Below are 1,511 nucleotides of genomic sequence, written 5' to 3' on the forward strand. Positions count from 1 at the left end.
ACATCGACCTTTACCAACTGCATTGGCCGGAGCGCAGCACCAATTTCTTCGGTCAATTGGGCTATAAACACAAGAGCGAAGCCAACCTCACGCCGCTGGAAGATACCCTCGAAGCACTGGACGAGCAGGTCAAGGCCGGCAAGATCCGCCACATTGGCCTGTCCAATGAAACACCATGGGGCACCATGCGTTTCCTCGCCCTGGCCGAAGCCCGTGGCTGGCCTCGTGCGGTGTCGATCCAGAACCCCTACAACCTGCTGAACCGTAGCTTTGAAGTCGGTCTGGCAGAGATCGCCATTCGCGAACAATGCGGCTTGCTCGCTTACTCTCCGCTGGCGTTCGGTTTCCTGTCCGGCAAGTACGAAGGTGGCGCGCGCCCGCCGAAAGGCCGCCTGAGCCTCTACAACCGCTTCAGCCGCTATTTCAATCCACAATCGGAAGCAGCGTGCAGCCGCTACGTGGCATTGGCCCGTGAACACGGCCTGGACCCGGCACAGATGGCATTGGCATTCGTGAATCAACAGCCATTCGTCACCAGCAACATCATTGGCGCTACGACGCTTGAGCAATTGGACAGCAACATTGCCAGCTTCGAGCTGAAACTTTCGGACGAAGTGCTGGAAGGGATTGAGGCGATTCACAAGGATCACCCGAACCCGGCACCGTAATCGAGGACAATGATCGTTCCCACGCTCTGCGTGGGAATGCATCACGTGACGCTCCGCGTCACCTCCAAAGCGGACGCAGAGCGTCCATGGCGGCATTCCCACGCAGAGCGTGAGAACGATCACGCTGCATTACAGCGACCGCGCAATAATCTCCTTCATGATTTCGTTGGTGCCGGCATAAATCCGTTGCACCCGCGCATCCGCCCACGCCCGGGCAATCGGGTATTCCCACATAAAGCCGTAACCGCCATGCAACTGCACGCACTCGTCGAGCACCTTGCATTGCAGGTCCGTACCCCAATACTTGGCCATCGCCGCCGTCGGTACATCCAGCATGCCTTGCAGGTGCAGTTCCAGGCAGCGATCAACGAAAACCCGGCCGATCTGGATCTCGGTCGCCATCTCCGCCAGTTTGAAGCGAGTGTTCTGGAAGTCGGCAATCGCCTTACCGAACGCCTTGCGGTCGCGGGTGTAGTCCAGCGTCCACTGCAACGCCGCTTCAGCCGACGCAAGCCCGCCGATGGCCACGGTGAGGCGCTCTTGGGGTAACTCCTGCATCAGGTAAGCAAAGCCCATCCCGGCCTGCCCCAGCAGGTTTTCCTTGGGCACACGAACGTCCTGGAAGAACAGCTCCGACGTGTCCTGCGCCTTCATGCCAACCTTTTCCAGTCGCTTGCCCTTATCGAAACCCGGCGTACCGGCCTCCACCAGAAACAGGCTGGTGCCCTTGGCGCCGGCCTTTGGATCGGTCTTGGCCACGACAATCACCAGGTCAGCCAGAAAGCCGTTGGTGATGAAGGTTTTCGACCCGTTGATGACGTACTCATCACCATCCAATACCGC

At 59.0% G+C, this 1,511-nt stretch carries 2 protein-coding genes; one reads left to right on the forward strand and one right to left on the reverse strand.

Annotation, left to right across the window (positions count from 1 at the left end; genetic code table 11):
- On the forward strand, positions 1-668 hold a 668-nt coding region (locus tag AC1DRJ_RS27315), incomplete at its 5' end, for an aldo/keto reductase (protein WP_477804890.1).
- Between the two features lie 129 nt (positions 669-797).
- On the opposite strand, the gene AC1DRJ_RS27320 is transcribed toward AC1DRJ_RS27315, so the two are convergent.
- A partial coding sequence (locus AC1DRJ_RS27320; protein WP_477804891.1) for an acyl-CoA dehydrogenase family protein occupies positions 798-1,511 on the reverse strand: 714 nt, incomplete at its 5' end.

Source organism: Pseudomonas sp. P5_B2 (genome assembly GCF_056400445.1).